Source organism: Natronobacterium gregoryi SP2, from assembly GCF_000230715.2.
In the GTDB taxonomy this organism is placed as follows: domain Archaea; phylum Halobacteriota; class Halobacteria; order Halobacteriales; family Natrialbaceae; genus Natronobacterium; species Natronobacterium gregoryi.
Window position 1 is genome coordinate 2,729,015 of sequence record NC_019792.1, and the last position, 17,327, is coordinate 2,746,341.

Consider the following 17,327-nt stretch of genomic DNA (forward strand, 5'->3'; position numbering starts at 1 on the left):
TGGCGAGTCCACGGTGCCTGGAAGATAGCGCTGGATGTCCTGTGTCCGTTAGGACTCACGTGTCGCGTTGGCGCTCGAGAATCGGCCAAGTAGCAGCCCTGCGGCCACGTCGAAACAGCCGAAGGCGACTGCAAGCGTTGCAAACGCCACGGGATCGAGTCCCAGACCGATCCCGGAAAGCGCCTCTAAAAGCCCGATGAGGCCGACGGCGAGGACGCCGACCGAGCCCTGAAACGCATCGGTCCCATCATCGACGATCATCCAGATACCGCCACAAACGATTACGAGTACTGCGGCGAGCCAGAACGAAACAATCACGGTTGCTCCGGCGAGAAGCACACCGCCGGCAACGACTCCCACACCCGACATTCGTAGCCGCATCGGCCCGGTCGAAGACTCCTCAGCCATACACCAGCATCCGACCGAATAAATAAAACGGTTCCCTTCCCGAACAGCTATATAGCTATATCAAATTCGCAATAGTGGTCGGGATATTCATAGGCAGATAGGTTCCGATACGTGCAGATACAGTCGACCATCAATCCCTCTAAAGCCATATATTGACCATCTCTATAGATAGAGGTAAATTTATAGTCTTTCTATCGGCAACTCGTACCATGGAGACGCGGAAAGTCCAGGTGACCGGCGGCTCGACGTACACCGTTTCGCTTCCGAAGACGTGGGCGACCGAAAACGACGTTACCAGCGGCGATACTGTCGAACTGTACGCCGACGACGAGACGCTCCTCGTAACACCCCGAACCGACACCGACCACCAGGAGGGGACACTCGAGGTGTCGACCCTCGAGGACGCGGAACTCGTTCGAGCGGTCTTTACGATGTACGTCAGCGGGTTCGACGTCATCCGACTCGAGGCGAGTCGCCTCACGACCGACCAGCGGCGGGTGATCCGCAGTGCCATACAGGGTCTCGTCGGCGTCGAAGTCGTCGAGGAAGGAGCTGACCACGTCGTCGTCCAGGATCTGCTCGATTCCGCGGAACTCTCGATCGTCAACGCCGTCACCCGGATGCGGCTGATCGCGACCGCGATGCTCGAAGATGCGGTCACGGCGTTGGTAGAGAACGACGACGACATCGCCCGAGACGTCATCGACCGGGACGACGATATCGATCGCCTGTGGCTCGTCGTCTCCCGGATATTCCGTGCGACGCTCCGATCACCCGGTGCCACGGAAGAACTCGGCGTGTCCCAAGAGGACTGTTTCGACTACCACTCGAGCGCCCGCCAACTCGAGCGGATCGCCGACCACGCGGTCAAGATCAGCCAACTGGCGCTCAAACTCGACGCTATCCCGGCAGACGTCGCAGACGCACTGGGAGAACTACACGAATCGACGACAGACATTCTCGAGACCGCCATGGACGCGCTGTTTGTCGAGGACAGCGACGAGGCGACCGAACTGAGCCACGATGTCCTCGAGTCAGTGCGCGGAATCGACGGACACACGCGCCGTATCGACGACCTGCTGCGAGAGCTCGACTCCGTGCAGGCACAGTCGCTCGGGCTCGTCCTCGACTCGCTCTCCCGGAGCGCGGACTACGGCGGCAACGTCGCCGAGACGGCGCTCCAGAACGCCACACCGAGTCCCTGATACGGACTGCTGTCACGATGTCTCGGCGCGACCACAGGAGCGCTCGCGGTCGCGCCGGCACTGACTGATAGGGAGTATCGTCGGAGTTCATAGTTTTCCCGTGACGAACCACGACACAGCATCGAAGGACGGGCTTTGAAACCTCCGGTTGGCTACGATAATCCCTATGACAGCAAACCGTATGACACACCGACGTTTTGCGGCTGGCCGTGATACAACCTGCTATGCCGACCTACGAACGCCGAACGACAGTTCAGGCTTCGCTCGAGGACGTCTGGGACTTTCACTCGCGAACCGCGGGACTCGAGGAACTCACCCCGGACTGGATGCACCTTCGGATCGAGGCCGTAATGGGGTCCGACGGCGAGGCCGACCCCGACGTTCTCGAGGAGGAAGCAGAAGTCGCCATGTCGATCCGTCCGTTCGGCGTCGGGCCCCGGCAGCACTGGACGTCCGTCATCACGGACCGCGACCGGGACGACGGGACCGCGTACTTCCGCGACGAAATGGTCCACGGACCCTTCGATCGCTGGGTGCACACTCACGCTTTCTACGCCGACGGCGACCAGACAGTTCTCCGGGATCGCGTCGAGTACGACCTCCCGCTGGGGCCGCTGGGAGACGCCGCGTCGCCGTTCTCGTCACTCGGATTCGAGGCTATGTTCCGCGACCGACACCGCAGGACGAAGGAGCGACTCGAGTAACGCGTTCCGGAACACGTTTGCCCGTTCGCTCGAGTGTTCCAGTAACGCGTGCGACCCGACTTCGAGACGGAGACGACACCGTACGTCGCGCTCGTCTTTGCGATCTTTGCGGCGAGTACGAGCGCCATTCTCGTTCGTTGGAGTCAGGCCCCGAGTTCGGTGGCGGCGTTCTACCGCGTCCTCTTTACGACGGCGCTCGTCGCGCCCGTCGCCGTCCTTCGGTACCGCGAGGAGTTCGCCCGCCTCTCGAGTCGTGATGTCGTCGTCGCCATCGCCGCGGGAGTCGCGCTCGCGGTTCACTTCGCGGCCTGGTTCGAGAGCCTGAACCACACGAGCGTCGCGGCGAGCGTGACGCTGGTCCAGACCCAGCCGATCTTCGTCGCACTCGGTGCCACGCTCTTGCTCGGCGAGCGAGTGTCCGCCGAAACGGTCGCCGGCATCGCCGTTGCGATCGTCGGTGCCACTGCGATGTCGTTCGGCGACGCGGGCCAGGCACCGCTGTCGGACGCGACGACGTACGGCAACGCGCTCGCGTTGCTTGGCGCGGTGACCGTCGCGGGCTACGTGCTCGCCGGCCGGTCGATCCGACAACGCGTCTCCCTGTTTCCCTACGTTACCGTCGTCTACACGGCCTGTGTGGTGGCACTCGGCGTCCTCGTCACCGCTCAGGGTCACGGGTTCGTCGCCTACCCGGCCCGCGAGTGGCTGCTCTTCCTGGGGATGGCCGTCGGCCCAGGCGTCTTCGGCCACACCGTCGTCAACTGGGTGTTGAAACACCTCGAGTCGGTCGTGGTCAGTGTCTCCTGGCTCGGCGAGCCCGTGGGTGCAACGTTGCTCGCGCTGGTCTTGCTCGCCGAGGTGCCCGATGCGATCACCGTCGCCGGTGGATTCGTGGTGCTCGCGGGAATTTACGTGACGACGATCGAACGCGAGCGGCGAAACGGGGTCGACACGGAGCACGCCGACCTCGAGGTCGACCCTGAAGAATCCAGTACCGAGGGCTAGCGAGTCGCCGAACTGTCGACGACCGAGCCGTCGTCCCGGGTCCGGCCGAGAGCGCCGGGGTCTTCCCGATCGTCGTCGAGTTCGGACTCGACTTTCTCGATCAGAAGCGCCAGCGCAGAGCGGTTCGCACCCTCCGGAATGATTACGTCGGCTTCCTTCTTCGTCGGTTCGACGAACTGCTCGTGCATCGGCTTGACCGTCTCGAGGTACTGGTCGATGACTTCCTCGAGATCACGGCCGCGGTCGACGACGTCGCGGTCGATTCGACGCAGGATGCGGACGTCGGCGTCGGTCAACACGTAGATCCGCAGATCGAGCATGTCGAGGATCTCCTCGTCGTACAGCGAGAAGATGCCCTCGAGGACGATCACGTCCGTCGGCTCGACGGGCACGCGTTCGTCCTTGCGATTGTGGGCCTCGAAGTCGTACTGGGGCATCTCGATCGACTGCCCCAGCAACAGCGTCTCGAGGTGCTCCCGCAGCAGTTCCCACTCGAACGCGGACGGATGGTCGTAGTTGACCGACTCGCGTTCCTCGTACTCGAGGTGTGAGAGGTCCTCGTAGTAGTTGTCCAGCGGAATGCGCGTGACTGGTTCGCCCACTGCCTCGGCGAGTCGCCGCGCGACGGTGGTCTTCCCGGCCCCCGTCCCCCCGGCGATCCCGATGACGAACGACGGGATATTCATCACTCGAGGCTGGGTGCCGTCCGTAATCAAATCCCTGATACGGATCGAGCAGACGCTGGCTTCTTTACGATCCACCCAGCAGAACCGGTATGCACGTCGTCGTCAACGCCGCCACGAGCGCGGACGGCAAACTCTCCTCGAGACGCCGCGAACAGATCGCGATCAGCGGCGAAGACGATTTCGACCGAGTGGACAGATTGCGGGCCGACAGCGACGCCGTCGTCGTCGGCGTCGGCACCGTCCTCGCGGACGACCCCCGTCTCACCGTCAAAGACGCCGAACGCAGAGACCGGCGACTCGAGGACGGCAATCCCGGGAATCCCGCTCGAGTCGTCGTCGACTCGAAGGCCCGGACGCCGCTGGACGCAGATATCGTCGACGACGCGGCGACGACCTACGTCTGCGTGAGCGAGGCCGCGCCGGTCGACCGTCGAATGGCACTGGCCGACCAGTCCGACACTGAACTCGTGACCGCGGGCGAGGATCGGGTCGACCTCCTGCGGGCGTTCGCGGCGTTGCAAGAAGACGGCCTCGAGCGAGTCATGGTCGAGGGCGGGGGCGAACTCATCTTCTCGCTGTTCGAGGTCGGCCTGGTCGACGAACTTCGAGTCTTCGTGGGGCCGACCGTGATCGGCGGCCGCGACGCACCGACGCTGGCCGACGGCGAGGGGTTCGTCGAAGACTTTCCGACGCTCGACCTCGAGGGCGTCGAGCGAATCGGCGACGGCGTCTTGCTGACCTGGACGGCAACTACTGGGGAGTGAGACGGTGTCAGGGTGGAAAAGACGGCCAGTAGCTGTATGATTTAACAGAGCCGTTCAAAGAGAGACGTGAACCCGTCACATCTTTCCTCTCGTGGCCCGTCCAGTCACGTATGGACCGTGCGACATTCGGTGGCGGCTGTTTCTGGTGTGTCGAGGCGGCCGTCGAAGAACTCGAGGGCGTCGAATCTGTCACCTCCGGCTACGCGGGCGGCCACGCGGAGGACCCAACGTACGAGGAGGTCTGTACTGGAAAAACGGGCCACACCGAGGTCGTCCAACTCGAGTACGACCCCGACGTCGTGGTCTTCGAGGACCTGCTCGAGGTCTTCTTTACGATTCACGATCCGACGACGAAAGACCGCGAGGGGCCAGACGTCGGCTCGCAGTACCGATCGGCGATCTACGCCCACGACGACGAGCAACTCGAGACAGCCCGGAAATTCGCCGAAGAACTCGAGGCCGAGGGGCTGTACGACGGGATCGTAACGGAGATCGAACCGCTCGATACGTTCTACGAGGCCGCGGCGTATCACCAGAACTACTTCGAGAAGAACCCGAACGACGCCTACTGTACGATGCACGCGGCGCCGAAAGTCGAGAAAGTCCGCGAGAAATTCGAGACGAAAGCGTCGGCAGCCGACGACTGACGTTCACTTCCCACGTAACTGCCCGCCGAGCACTTTCGCCGCGACCAGCACGGGGTCCCACGTCGTGTTGAACGGCGGTGCGTACGCGAGGTCGTAGTTCTCGAGGTCGAAAACCGTCGCATCCTCCTCGAGAGCGGCGACGATTGCGTGGCTGCGGTGGACCGCACCTTCCCCGTACTCGCTGACGAGGCTTGCACCTAGCAGACGACTGGTCTCGCGGTCGGCTGTCAGGGTAACCGTCACGTCGCTGCCTTCGGGGTAGTAGCCGGCACGCGATTTCGCTGTGATCGTCTCGGTGACAGGCTCGAATCCAGCCGCTCGAGCGCGTTCGTGGTCGACGATTCCGGTCCGTGCGGCCTCGGCGTCGAAGGCTTTGACGGCGGCCGTCCCCGCTACGCCACCGCCTTCCGTCGGTGTTCCGGTGACGGTCTGGCCGACCGCGCGGCCGTGACGATTCGCGGTCAACGCCAGTGGAACGTAGGTCGGCTTCCCGGTGACGACGTGGGTCGCTTCGGCACAGTCGCCGGCCGCGTAGACATCCGGGACGTTCGTCTCGCGGTAGGCGTCGGTCGCGATCGCCCCGGTCGGTCCGCGTTCGATCCCTGCGTCTGCGGCGAGTTCGGTCCGTGGGCTGACGCCAGTTCCGAGCAGGACCATCTCGACCGGAATCCGGGCTGTCGCGGTGACGACGGCGTCGACGGCGTCTCTGCTGCCCGACAGCTTCTGTACCTCGGCCTGGAGTCTGACGTCGACGCCCTGTTCGCGGAGGTGGTCGATAACGTGCTCGCTCGTCGCCTCGCTGAATCCTGCCAGCAGCCGGTCACCACGCTGGAACAGCGTCACCTCGAAGTCGTTCGCTGCCAGTGCCTCGGCCATCTCGATCCCGATGTACCCTCCGCCGACGACCGCGACGCGCCCGACACAGTCCTCGAGGTGCCGACAGGCAGGCCCACGATCGGGTTGCTGGAACGACGCGCTGCTGCGGGCTCGGGCGACGTACTCCCGAAGTTCGTTCCCGTCGCTCATCGACCCGAGTGTGTAGACGCCGTCCAGGTCGGTTCCCTCGATTGGCGGGACGACGGCTTCGGCACCGGTCGCGACCAGCAGGTGATCGTAGGACTGAACGACCGCTGCAGCGTCGCTTTCGGCAGTCACCGTCCGTTCGTCGGGGTCGATTGCGACGACTTCGTGGCCGGTCCGCAGGTCGATGTCGCGTTCCTCGCGGAACGATTCGGGCGTCACCGAGACGAGCGACTCCAGCGACTGGATCTCGCCTTTCACGTAGTAGGGGAGTCCGCAGGCCCCGTAGGAGACCCACTCTCCCCTCTCGAAGACGACGACCTCGAGGTTGGGGTCGTCGCGTTTCGCCTTGCTCGCCGCGGACATGCCTGCCGCGTCGCCACCGACGATCACGAACGTCTCGCTCATAGACACACGGACGATACGTGGGCCCGTAAATCGCGTCCCCGGCCGGTGAGCAGTGCGGTATCGCCACGAGGCAACGACTTTATTACTGCTCGGGCCCACCGTCTGACGGGTTATGAACGACATACGGACGGGACTCAGTTACGGGGACGTGTTGCTGGTCCCACAGCGATCGTCCGTCGACAGCCGTAGCGATGTCGATCTATCGACACATCTCACGCCGAATCTCGAGCTCGAGACGCCGCTCGTCTCGGCCGCGATGGACACGGTCACGGAATCGGAACTCGCCATCGCGCTCGCCGAGGCCGGCGGCGTCGGGACGATCCACCGGTTCTTGACTATCGAGGAACAGGCTGAGGAGGTTGCCGCCGTCACCGACGCTGGACAGCCAGTCACTGCTGCTGTCGGGATCAACGAGGACTACCTCGCGCGGACCGGGGCGTTGCTCGAGGCTGGCGCGACGGCGATCGTCGTCGACGTTGCACACGGCCACATGGAACGGACTCTCGAAGCGACCAAGGAACTTCGGTCGACGTTTCCCGACATCAACCTGATCGTGGGGAACGTGGCGACGGCAGAAGGCGTCGAGGATCTCGCCGAGGCAGGAGCCGACTGCGTCAAGGTCGGCGTCGGCCCGGGCTCTCACTGTACGACGCGGAAAGTCGCCGGTGCTGGTGTGCCACAGTTGACGGCAGTCGACGACTGTGCCGACGTCGCTCGAGAACGTGGTGTCACTGTCGTCGCGGACGGCGGCATCCGGACCTCGGGAGATGCGGTGAAGGCGCTGATGGCCGGTGCGGATACCGTGATGCTCGGGAGCCTCTTTGCCGGAACGGCAGAGGCACCGAGCGAGATCATCGAACTCGATGGCGTTCGATACAAGCGCTCCCGTGGCATGGCTACGACGACGGCGGCGAGCGAACGGAACGACAAGGCAGAGAACGTCCGCGCCGACGAGGGCGTCGAAGGGCTGACGCCGTACAAGGGGCTGGTCGAGGACGTTGCGGCGGAGTTCTGTGCTGGCATCCGGTCCGGGATCTCTTACTGTGGCGGCCACACGATTCCGGAGGCACGGGAAAACGCAGCGTTCATCCGCGTTGCAGCAAGCGCCAGGGAGCGAGAAGGCGCTCACACCGACGACGAGTGGGAAACCGTCAGTGTCGACAGCATGGACACCGCAACGGCCGACGACTGATACGGTTTGCTGTAAGTCATTTCCGTCCGATCGGAGCCCGAAGCCGTTCCACCAGGATGGCTACAGCAACCCGTACGAGACGCGAGTTCGGCGTCCTCCGCGATCCACGCTCTCGGTCGACAGTTCGGGTCGAAACCGTGTTATCGACTTCGTCGACGACCTCACCCTCGAGGCCGTCGGTTCCTTGTTTGACGCCGTTCGCGCTCGCTGCCCACGAAGCCAAGACACGAATAACTAGATTATATTACTGTGTAATCCGTACCGTTTGTCGATGGCGTTCAGCGATCAACTCCTCGAGGACGGCGAATCGGTCTGGGAAGCACAGAAGCGACATCCCTTCGTCCGGGAACTCGCGGCGGGAAGCTTAGACGAGGAGGCGTTTCTCACCTGGGTGCGACAGGACTACCGGTACCTGCTTGATTACGCTCGCGTCTTCGCCATCGGCGGCGCGAAGGCCCGCGACGAGGAGACGATGACACACCTGCTGGGCGTCGCCCACGAGATACTCGACTTCGAAATGGATCTCCACCGCGAGTTCGCCGCCGACTACGGGATCGAACCCACCGACCTCGAGACCGTCCAGAAGTCGCCGACCTGTGTCGCCTACACGAACTTCCTCGTGCGGACGGCACACGAGGGCTCGCTCGCCGAGATCGCGGCGGCGATCTACCCCTGTGGGCAGGGATATCTCGACATCGCCGAGCACATCGCCGACAACCTCGAGGAGGAAGACAATCCCTACCTGCCGTTCGTCGAGAAGTACACCAGCGACGAGTTCCACGAGGCCGTCGACTGGATGCGCTCGTTCGTCGACCGCTGTGGCGAACGCTACCCCGGCGAACACGAGGCCATGCGCGAGGCGTTCCTGACGAGTGCCCGACTCGAGCACCAGTTCTGGGAGATGGCGTACACGAAAGAAGGGTGGGAGACGACGGCAATCGAGACGTAGCCGCGATTTCGACCAGCGAAAGCTAGTCGTGACCGGAAACCGGAACCGGCTCGTACGGCTCCTCGAGGTAGGCCACATCAGAGGCCGACAGCGAAATCTCGAGGGCTTCGACGGCTTGCTCCAGGTGCTCAACGCTCGTGGTCCCGATAATCGGCGCGTCGATCCACTCCTTGTGGAGTAGCCAGGCCAGCGCGATTTGGGCCATCGTCACGCCCTTCTGGGCGGCGAGTTCGGCGACGCGTTCGTTGATCTCCCGGCCGCCGCCCTCGCGGTAGGGGTGTTCGTACATGTTCTCCTCGGCCTCGCCACGGGCCGTCGCGTCGATCTCCTCGTATGGCCGGGTGAGATACCCCCGTGCCAGCGGTGACCACGGGAGGACGCCGACGTTTTCGTTCTCACACAGCGGGAGCATCTCGCGTTCCTCCTCGCGGTAGACGAGGTTGTAGTGGTTTTGCATCGTGACGAACCGCTCGAGGCCGAGCTTGTCGCTCGTATAGAGCGACTCGGCGAACTGGTGGACCCACATCGAGGAGGCACCGACGTACCGGACGTGGCCTCGGCGGACGGCGTCGTCTAACGCTTTCAGCGTCGTCTCGATCGGCGTGTCGTAATCCCAGCGGTGGATCTGGTAGAGGTCGATCGTCTCCATCCCCAGCCGGTCGCGGCTGGCCGCGAGTTCCTGCTCGAGTGCCTTCCGGGAGAGCCCACCCGAGTTGGGGTCGTCCTCGCGCATCTGGAAGTAGCCCTTGGTTGCGACGACCGACTCCTCGCGATGGCCCTCGAGGGCGTCGCCGAGGATGCGCTCGGATTCGCCCTTCGAGTACATGTCCGCGGTGTCGAAGAAGTTGATCCCGAGGTCGATCGCTCGCTCGATGATCTCCTTGCTCTCTTCCGCTTCGAGGACCCACTCGCGCCAGTCGCTCGAGCCGAAGCTCATACAGCCCAGACAGAGCCGACTGACCTCCATACCGGTCGAACCGAGCGTCGTGTACTCCATGTGCCGGCCTAGGGGACGAGAGGCAAAACAGTACGTGGCCTGGAAATCCACGAAGATACGACCAGCAGGTAGCGCAGACATTCTCTAGAGCCATCATTTTTTAGGGGGATGATTCGCTAGTACCACGTGCTATGGCGGACGAACACGACCACGACGAGCAGCAAAACGACGAAGATGGCATCGTGTCGAAAATAAAGAGCGTCTTCGACCGCGACTAACGCAGTCCGCTACGCAGTCGACCGTCGGTTCGTTAGTGTAGTAGTCTGGCCAGCGACCCGAACGCTGGCAGTCCGATCGCAGCCGCGAGAGCGACGGAGACGATCGGTGTCGTCCCGGCGACGACCAGCGCCGCCTCGCCAAGCACCAGCGCGAAGGCGACGAGAACGATCACTCCGAAGCCGACGCCACCCAGCAGCGCCCGGGGAAGCGTCGGCGAGAGGAAACCGACGAGTGCGCCGCCGAAGACGAGTCCGACCCAGTGGAGCCACGAGAAAGCGAGACCGACGATCACCGCTCCAGTGACCGCGACCGCGTGTGCTCGTGGGTCGGTCCTGGCTCTCTCGAGGGGCGTCTCGAGTCGATCGCTGACGCTTCGGTCGGGGTCTGACTCGTCGCCGCTGTTCGCTGGCGTCCGGTCCGTGCGTCCGTCCTCGGCCGGTTCCGCCCGAGTGTCGCTCGTCATTCGGGTTCCTCCCGTTGTTCGAACGAGATGTCGACCTCGCCGTCGGCCGCTCGATCCATCGGTCGCTGTTCTCCCTCGAGCCACAGTTCGAACTGGTCGTCGTAGTGGGCAGAGAAGTAGTCTCCCGAGTTGCCACCGGGGAGGACTGCCTGCGCGTCGCCGTCGGGATCGACGACCATCCGCCAGCTCGCCCCGACCGCGGAGTCGACGCGGTAGTTCTTGACTGTCGCCGCCGAACCGTCGGCTGGCCGTTCCGCGTAGTCGAGAAACGGCGCTTCGACGCCGAAGGGGTGTTCGATCGGGCCGGTCGTGTTCCAGTCGCCGTACCGCTGCCAGCCTTCGTCGTTGATCTCCTCGAGCCCCGTCTCGAGCGCGGCGACCATCCGTTCGTCCCGTGAGCCGTCGAACCAGTCGCTATCCTCGGGAAGCGTCGCGAGTACCCAGTCGTTCGGGTAGTAGGAGTCGTCCAGGTCGGCCTCCTCGAACTCGGGTTCGAAGACCTCCCGTCGGTAGTGCTCGAGCCAGCGGGCGAACAGCAGGGCCGGGTACGAGTCCCGGTCCACGTGGTAGTCCCAGTCGGCAAGCGTCGCGGCGGCGTCGTCGAGAACGTCCGAGATCGCCCTGTGGTCCTCGACGGCCGCGACGAGCTCCGGCACCAGTTGGGCCGCCCGGCCGTCGTAGGTATCGTTCTGTAGTTCCTGGTGGAACTCGAGGTCGGTCGGTTCGCCGTTCTCGAGTCGGTCGTCGAGCCGAGCGTAGATCCGTCCACCGCGGTAGGGCGTCGCGTAGTCGACGCCGACGTAGGGGGTGGTGTCGTCTGTCACCCGCTGGTTCGCGGTCGCGAGGACGTCGGGGTCGATCGCGTGTGGCTTCTCCGCGAAGGGGACGAATCCTGCATCCGCCTCGTCCCAGGCGGACTCACCGAAGGGCGTGAAGCCAGCCCACTCGCCGTCGCCTTCGGAGCCGTCGAAGATTCGGTTGCCCGAGACCACCTCGCCGTCGACCGTCCGGACGGGAAGCTTCCCGGTGACGAAGTACAGCGTCCGGCCGTCGGTGTCGGCGTAGACTAAGTTCTGGGTCGGCAGGTCGAACCGTCGGGTCGCCTCGAGAACGTCCGCTACCCCACTGCTGCGCTCGAACTCGTAGATCGCTTCCGTCGTCCGCGTCGCGGTGTGGCCCGTCCAGGCGACGCCGACCGTCTGTCCCTCGCGCTCGAGGACGGGGCCGTGGACGGTCTTTGTGATCGTGAACGTTCGGTCTGGGCCGTCGGCGACGGGAATCGTCCGCTCTTCGGTCTCGAACTCGCGCCACTCGTCGCCGTAGCGGTACTCGTCCGCGTCGGTGCTCGAGAAGTGGTAGTCGCCGCCGTCGCCGGTCTCGTCCTCGTCGCTCGAGTCGCCGTTCGACTCCCGCAGGTCGTACTCGTAACAGTCCAGTACGTCCGCGCCGACGTTGGTGAACGACCACGTCCCCGTCTCGTTCGCGCCGGTGATGATAAACGGAACGCCCGGAAACGTCGCACCTCGAACCGATGTCTCGGGCGTCTCGACGTGCTGTTCGTACCACAGCGGCGGCGTCATCAGCGAAAGATGGGGGTCGTAGGCGACGATGGGCGACCCGCTCTCGGTGTGTTCGCCGGAGACGACCCAACTGTTCGAGCCGACGCCCGTGGGCGACTCGAACCGGGAGAGCCAACTCGCCAGTTCCCCGCCGACGGCGTCGGTCTCGAGGCCGAGAAACGCCGAGTTCTCGTCGGTTTCGTCGTCCTCGTTGTCGCCGTTTTCGTCCTCCTCGGCCGTCTCTCGGAGGATCGGCACGTCGTGATCCATCCGTTCGGGGTACAGCTCCTCGAGAACGTCCTCGCCAAGCCGCTCGGCGATCACCGCGCGCCGAAGTTCGTCGAAACTTCCCGTCAGGTCCCAGGAGATCTGTTTCTCCATCAGCATCGAGTCGACCGGCGTCCACTCGCGGGGTTCGTAGTCGAGCAGTTCGAACTCGAGTGGTAGCTGTTCCCGTTCTATCGCCGCGTTGACCCCGTCGGCGTAGGCCTCGACCAGCGGCCCCGCAGGGGTGTCGGCGACGTACTCCCACGTGGCTGCCGCAGCGCCGACGAAGTCCATCGCGACGTGGAACTCGTCGTCCTCGAGTGTTGCCTCGCCGACAAGCTCGGAGACGTGGCCGCGCATGACTCGTCGCTGGAGGTCGAGCTGGAACAGCCGGTCGTAGGCCTGGACGTAGCCGACGGCGAAGTACGCGGCTTCCTCGTCGTCGGCTTCGATCGTCGGGACGCCGTACTCGTCGTAGCTGACGCTTGCATCGCCGTACGGGTTCTCGACTGACTCCGGGAGCTCTCTGTCGGCGGCGTTCCAGGCGCGACCCGACAGCGGTGCAAAGGAGTCGAGCAGTTCCCCCGCGCCGCTCACGGTGAGCCCACCGAGGCCGGCGGCGAGTGCCCCCGCGAAGAGCCCACGACGTGTGGTCTCACGTTTCACGGTTACTCGTACGTCCTGCCGAATCCACATAACTGTCATGTCTCTCGGACTCCCTAGCACGGAGTAAGGGAGGCCTACAACTCGGCGGGGTCGATCCGTTCGATGGTCGCTCTGACGGCGAGGACGGCACCGACGGCGAGCAGACAATAGAGACCAACGAGTAGCCAACTCGTCGCAGTTGAGCTTCCGAGTGCGAACTTCGCCACCGTGTTCGCCGGATGCTCGGGAAGGAGGGTAGTGACTACGAGCGCACCGACGATCGCAACCGAGTACAGCAACTGTGCCTGTCGCCTGTCGGGCGCGAGGAGCGCGACGACTGTCCCGAACCCGACGACAAGCAGCGACAGCGCCGCGACCAGGGCGATCAGGACGCCCGGTCGGGCGACGGCCGCCCCGTTGACGGCGAGCAGGACCAGCCAGACGACTGCCTGGACAGGCGCAAGCGCTGCCGTCGCGACGAGTTTCGCGTCGACGATATCGGTAAGCGACAGCGGCGTCACCCGGAGTAACTCGAGGGTCCCGCGTTCGCGTTCCTCCGACAGCGAGTCGACGACGATCGAGCCGCTGATGAAGGCAGGCAGGAACAGCAACAGCGGGATCAGGATCGTGTAGGTGAACGCGACGTACGGACTGGCGTCGCCCTCGTTCGGGACCGACACCGGCGTCGACTCGAGTCGGTCGACGTTGCCGGCGCGTTCGGCGTGTTCGACCGCCTCGAGCGTGTCCCGAAGTTGAGCGACCAGCAGCGTCGTCTCGATCCCCTCCTCGGGTGCGGTCACGTCGACCACGAGCCGGTCGTGGTCGGTCCGGGTGGTCTCGAGGACGGCGGCCACGTCACCCCCGTCGAAGGCCGCGTAGGCTGCGTCGGAATCGTCGTAGTAGACCGTCGACAGCCCGCCCTGTTCGTCGGCCGCGGCCTCGAGGTCGGCGCGGTCGTCGCCGGTGATCGCGACATCGATCTCGTAGCCGCCGAGGCCGTCGGGATCGTACATGGAGACGAAGCCGACGACGAGAAACGAGGAGAACGCGGCGATAAACAGTTGAATGGCGATTGCGAGGACGATCGTCTTCTCGGAGCGCAGCGACCGGAGTTCACGTCGGACGACGGCCCAGCGGGGGCCGAACCGTGACGGTCGCTCGCTCGTCTCCGAATCTGTCTGCTTCGGTGGGTTCGGTCCCGGCCGCTCTCGCTCGTCGACGTCGACTGTCGGCTCTCGATCCGAGTCGCGGTCACGCGACAAGGGAGATCACCCCTGCGTTGTAGCAGACGTGAACGACGGTCGCGACGACGAGCGCCCCGACGTAACTGGCTCGCCCTCGCGTCGCGCCGAGAGCCGAAACGATGGCCGTCACGACGTGGAGAACGAGCGGCGCGAACAACAGGCCGACGAACGTCAGCGGGCCGGTCGCGACGTCGGCCGCAACCGTCTCGGGACCGAACGCCGCGACGGCGCTCTCGAACTCGTGAAGGCCGACGAACTGGACGACCTGTGTCACCTTCTCGGCGACGAAGAACGCGGCACCCGAGAGGGCTCCGACGACGACGGCGACGGCAACCGTCGACTCGAGGCGCGACCGGCTGAACCCGGCGTAGACGTGGATGCTCTTGGCGACTTCTTCGACGGCTGCGGCGAAGACGAAGATGAGCACGAGCGTCGGCACCGGCGGCGCGGCGAAAAGCAGTGCGATCGCGAGCAACTGGGCGGCGAAGACGAACGGAACGAACACGACCGAGAGGATCGGAACGCTTCGTTTGCCGTGGACTCGAGTCGCGACGGCGTCGATCGCCTTCGTCGGCACCGGCTTCTGGGCGAACATGTCTTCCTCGCGGTAGGTACCGAGCCCGAGCAGGAAGAGCACGGCCGCGGTGAGAGAGGCGGGGCCGGTCGAAACTAGGTACGCACCGAGGGTCGCGCTCTCACCTTGCAGATCCATCACGACCAGCGTCAGTGGCGAGATCAGCGCGATCGGCGTCACGTCGGTGAAGATCGCCGGGATGAACGTGTAGGTCGTCAGGACGACGCTTATCGTGACCGTGACGAAGGTCAGTTCCTTGAACGAACGAGCGAACATCGCGCCCGCGAAGGTGGCGGCCAGAAACAGTAACGCGATGGGGAGGGCCGCCGCGACCGACAGCACGCCGCCGCGGATCGCGACCGTAATCGCGGCGACGATACCGACGAGGCCGACCAGGTACGGCAGGGTCTTGCCTGCGACGATCTCGTGGCGTGAGGCCGGCGAGACGAGCAAGAGTTCTCCGCGGCGGTTGATTCGCTCGTCCATGATCGTGCTCCCGTAGGCCTGAATGACGAAGTTCATCGGCACGATAAACAGGAACGCGAGGATGAGCGACTGGAACGGAAACGGTGGCGAGAGCGTGCTCGGCGATCCGTGGGCCGCCGACTCGTCTATTCCGTCGACTTCGGCCGCCTCGCCCGCTGTGCTCTCGTCGTCTTCGTCGGCGACTGCATCCGTTTCGGTCTCGAGATCGATCCCGTCGTCGGCCTCGGTGGCGGCTCCCGTCGACTCGGCGTCTCCGGACGCACCGCCGTCCGGTGTTTTCAACTCGTCGTCCTCGAGTGTGGCGCTGTCGGTCGACGATTCGTCCGCCTGAATCGATTCGTCGTCCCCCGTACCGGGTGGAGCGACCGTTCCCTCGTAGCTGCGGTCCTCGTAGTCGATCGTGACGAGTACGGGATAGGCGGCTGCCTCGTCGTCTTCTTGCGCCATCAGGCCCTCGTTGTAGCGCTGAACGGCGTCGTGGAACGCGTCGTAGGCGGCTGGTCCGTTGTCCCCGGCGTGGCCGATCCGGCCGTTCTCTATCGCGAGGTCGACGACCGGGTCGTCATTCTGGAGAACGCCCGCGAGACCACCCTCCGGCAGTGGTGTCGTTCTGAACTGGTCGCTTGCAGCCGCAACATCGTAGTAGGGGTCTGTCTCGTCGACCCCGACGACGTAGATTTCGTCCTCGAGACCGAGCCCGTCGTCGGCGGTCGAGAGGCCGACGACGCCGACGGCGACAATTACCGCGGCCAGCACGAAGACGGTCTTCCGGTCGACGGTACCGGTACTCCGGGCGATCTCCCAGCGGGCGACGCGACCGATTCTCGAGAGCGACGCCAGGAGCCTGCCGACCGTCCCCTCACACTCCTCTCGGTCACGGTCGTCGGTCACGTATCGACCACCTGTTCGCGTTTTTCGCCCTCGCTGTCCTGTCGTCGCTCGGCGTCTTCTTCCGTGCTACTGGCTACCTCGAGGAATATCTCTTCGAGGCTCGGCGTCTTCGTCTGGATATCGGTCAACTGGCCGCCGGCGTCCGCGACGGCCTCCCGGATCGTCTCGACGGCCTCCATCTCCTCGGCGACGTGGCGAATCTCGTCGTCGACGGGGACACTCGAGACGTCTTCGAGGGCTTCGGCGGCATCGACGGTGGCGTAGACGTGGTATTCGGTGCCGCCGTGGTCGTCGCGGATCTCCTCGACGCTGCCCCGGGCGACGATTCGGCCGTCGTTCATGATGACGACGCGGTCGCAGACGCTCTCGACGTGAAAGAGGTTGTGTGCGCTGAAGACGACCGTCTTCCCCTCCTCGCTGAGTTCCTCGGTGAACTCGATGACGTGGTTGGTCGTCAGCGGGTCCAGTCCCGACGCGGGTTCGTCGAAGATCAGTACCTCGGGGTCGTTGATCAGGGCGCGAGCGATCGCGACCTTGCGTTTCATCCCCTTCGACATGTTGCCGATCCGGCGGTCGCGGTGTTCGAGGTCGAGTCGGTCCAGCGAGGACGCGATACGTTCGCTTGCGACCTCTCCCGGCACGTCGTAGAGGTCCGCGAAGAACTCGAGGTAGTCGGTGGCAGTCATCTCCTCGTACAGCGGCGACTCCTCGGGAAGGAAGCCCAGTTTTCGCTGCATCGCCCGATCGCCGGGCGTGTAACCGGCGACGACGGCCGTGCCGTCGGTCGGTTCCACGAGTCCAGCGAGCATCTTCAGCGTCGTCGTCTTGCCCGCGCCGTTGGGGCCGACGACGCCGAACACCTCACCACGGTCGATCGAGAAGGTACTCCCCTCGACCGCGGTGAATCCGCCGTACTCCTTGCGGAGCCGTTCGACTTCGAGTATCGCCATTCGTTGCCTCGTTGGTGGCAGCCACCCCAGTAAAGTCTAGCGTC

Annotated in this window: 16 protein-coding genes; 7 read left to right on the forward strand and 9 right to left on the reverse strand. The window is 64.6% G+C overall.

Annotated elements, in window-relative coordinates:
- Nucleotides 1–48 precede the first annotated feature (48 nt).
- A complete protein-coding gene (locus NATGR_RS13625) occupies nt 49–408 on the reverse strand; it encodes a hypothetical protein (RefSeq protein WP_015233707.1) in 360 nt (119 codons plus the stop codon).
- 209 nt (nt 409–617) lie between these two features.
- Here NATGR_RS13625 and NATGR_RS13630 point away from each other — a divergent pair, with 209 nt between their 5' ends.
- The 3 genes from NATGR_RS13630 (at nt 618) to NATGR_RS13640 (ending at nt 3,322) form a co-directional block, all read left to right on the forward strand.
- Nucleotides 618–1,613: a phosphate uptake regulator PhoU gene (locus NATGR_RS13630; RefSeq protein WP_005577306.1), complete on the forward strand. Its 996-nt coding sequence runs from the start codon at nt 618–620 to the stop codon at nt 1,611–1,613.
- A 224-nt stretch (nt 1,614–1,837) separates the two neighbouring features.
- Nucleotides 1,838–2,317, forward strand: coding sequence for an SRPBCC family protein (locus tag NATGR_RS13635; RefSeq protein WP_005577304.1), 480 nt, complete (start codon nt 1,838–1,840; stop codon nt 2,315–2,317).
- Between the two features lie 48 nt (nt 2,318–2,365).
- A complete protein-coding gene (locus NATGR_RS13640; protein ID WP_005577302.1) occupies nt 2,366–3,322 on the forward strand; it encodes a DMT family transporter in 957 nt (318 codons plus the stop codon).
- Here NATGR_RS13640 and udk read toward each other — a convergent pair.
- Nucleotides 3,319–4,008 carry a uridine kinase gene (udk, locus tag NATGR_RS13645; RefSeq protein ID WP_005577300.1) on the reverse strand — a complete coding sequence of 230 codons (690 nt, stop codon included), beginning with the start codon at nt 4,006–4,008 and terminating at the stop codon, nt 3,319–3,321. The two genes, NATGR_RS13640 and udk, sit on opposite strands and share 4 nt — an antisense overlap.
- 89 nt (nt 4,009–4,097) lie before the next feature.
- Between udk and NATGR_RS13650 the strand changes: the two genes are divergently transcribed.
- Nucleotides 4,098–4,772: a 2,5-diamino-6-(ribosylamino)-4(3H)-pyrimidinone 5'-phosphate reductase gene (locus tag NATGR_RS13650; RefSeq protein ID WP_005577298.1), complete on the forward strand. Its 675-nt coding sequence runs from the start codon at nt 4,098–4,100 to the stop codon at nt 4,770–4,772.
- 110 nt (nt 4,773–4,882) lie between these two features.
- A complete protein-coding gene (msrA, locus tag NATGR_RS13655) occupies nt 4,883–5,419 on the forward strand; it encodes a peptide-methionine (S)-S-oxide reductase MsrA (RefSeq protein WP_005577296.1) in 537 nt (178 codons plus the stop codon).
- A 3-nt stretch (nt 5,420–5,422) separates the two neighbouring features.
- Here the strand turns inward: msrA and NATGR_RS13660 are convergent, their stop codons facing one another.
- Entirely contained in the window at nt 5,423–6,847 is a 1,425-nt protein-coding gene (locus NATGR_RS13660; RefSeq protein WP_005577294.1) for an FAD-dependent oxidoreductase, read from the reverse strand.
- 112 nt (nt 6,848–6,959) lie between these two features.
- On the opposite strand from NATGR_RS13660, the gene NATGR_RS13665 reads away from it, so the two are divergent.
- The gene (locus NATGR_RS13665) at nt 6,960–8,039 is read left to right on the forward strand and encodes a guanosine monophosphate reductase (protein WP_005577293.1); all 1,080 of its coding nucleotides are present in this window, start codon (nt 6,960–6,962) and stop codon (nt 8,037–8,039) included.
- Nucleotides 8,040–8,310: 271 nt separating this feature from the next.
- Complete coding sequence (gene tenA / locus NATGR_RS13675; RefSeq protein ID WP_005577289.1) at nt 8,311–8,988, forward strand: thiaminase II; 678 nt, start codon at nt 8,311–8,313, stop codon at nt 8,986–8,988.
- A 22-nt stretch (nt 8,989–9,010) separates the two neighbouring features.
- Here tenA and NATGR_RS13680 read toward each other — a convergent pair whose 3' ends face one another.
- The 6 genes from NATGR_RS13680 to NATGR_RS13705 all read right to left on the reverse strand — a co-directional run bounded on the left by NATGR_RS13680 (nt 9,011) and on the right by NATGR_RS13705 (nt 17,283).
- Nucleotides 9,011–9,985, reverse strand: coding sequence for an aldo/keto reductase (locus NATGR_RS13680; RefSeq protein ID WP_005577287.1), 975 nt, complete (start codon nt 9,983–9,985; stop codon nt 9,011–9,013).
- A gap of 250 nt (nt 9,986–10,235) precedes the next feature.
- Nucleotides 10,236–10,667: a hypothetical protein gene (locus NATGR_RS13685; RefSeq protein ID WP_005577285.1), complete on the reverse strand. Its 432-nt coding sequence runs from the start codon at nt 10,665–10,667 to the stop codon at nt 10,236–10,238.
- Nucleotides 10,664–13,159 carry a penicillin acylase family protein gene (locus tag NATGR_RS13690; RefSeq protein WP_101932284.1) on the reverse strand — a complete coding sequence of 832 codons (2,496 nt, stop codon included), beginning with the start codon at nt 13,157–13,159 and terminating at the stop codon, nt 10,664–10,666. Before NATGR_RS13690 ends, NATGR_RS13685 begins: the two co-directional genes overlap by 4 nt.
- Before the next feature lie 74 nt (nt 13,160–13,233).
- A complete protein-coding gene (locus NATGR_RS13695; RefSeq protein ID WP_005577281.1) occupies nt 13,234–14,400 on the reverse strand; it encodes an ABC transporter permease in 1,167 nt (388 codons plus the stop codon).
- A complete protein-coding gene (locus NATGR_RS13700) occupies nt 14,390–16,333 on the reverse strand; it encodes an ABC transporter permease family protein (RefSeq protein WP_005577279.1) in 1,944 nt (647 codons plus the stop codon). Before NATGR_RS13700 ends, NATGR_RS13695 begins: the two co-directional genes overlap by 11 nt.
- Nucleotides 16,330–17,283: an ABC transporter ATP-binding protein gene (locus NATGR_RS13705; protein ID WP_005577277.1), complete on the reverse strand. Its 954-nt coding sequence runs from the start codon at nt 17,281–17,283 to the stop codon at nt 16,330–16,332. The genes NATGR_RS13700 and NATGR_RS13705 overlap by 4 nt, the downstream gene beginning before the upstream one ends.
- Nucleotides 17,284–17,327: the final 44 nt, after the last annotated feature.